Genomic DNA, 533 nt, shown 5'->3' with positions numbered 1-533 from the left:
CGCCGACGGCGAACGTCTTGGCGCCGCAGTCGAGCAGGTTGCGGCGGTGGCCCGGCGAGTTCAGCCAGCCGTTGACGACCTCGCGGGCGCTGCGGTAGCCCCAGGCGATGTTCTCGCTGCGCGGGGCGGTGTAGCCGGCGGCCCGGGCGCGGGCGACGAAGGTGGAGTTGCGGGCGCCGGTGTGGCTGAAGCGGCCGGTCGTGGCCATGTACTTGCTGTGCCCGCGGGCGGCCCAGAGCAGGGCGGCGTTGACCGGCAGGGCCTTGCAGCCGGCCTTGACGCGTGCCTGGTTGGACAGGCTGACGACCTGCGTCTGCAGCGTCGAGGTGGAGACCACGGCGGCCTGCGCGGGCGCTCCGGCGATGATCAGGCCGACGAAGGCGGCGGCGGGGATCAGCGCGAGGGTGGCGAGGCGACGGACCAGGGTCTTCTGCACGGGACAACCTTTCGACAACTCCGCCCGGGCGCTTGTTCGCCAGGCACGCCATTCCCTTCGGAGGGCCGGCGGGCTTCGCTGATGCCGGTTCAGGTGC

The 533-nt window shown here is 72.8% G+C and carries 1 protein-coding gene; it reads right to left on the bottom strand.

All coding sequences use genetic code 11. From position 1 onward, the window contains the following. A partial coding sequence (locus IEY99_RS33845) for a CAP domain-containing protein (protein ID WP_229799512.1) occupies positions 1–436 on the bottom strand: 436 nt, incomplete at its 3' end. Between the last annotated feature and the right edge of the window lie 97 nt (positions 437–533).

Source organism: Couchioplanes azureus (assembly GCF_014648355.1).
Classification (GTDB): Bacteria; Actinomycetota; Actinomycetes; order Mycobacteriales; family Micromonosporaceae; genus Actinoplanes; species Actinoplanes azureus.
The sequence above is the reverse complement of the archived record's forward strand: the minus strand, read 5'-3'. Positions and strand labels throughout refer to the sequence as shown.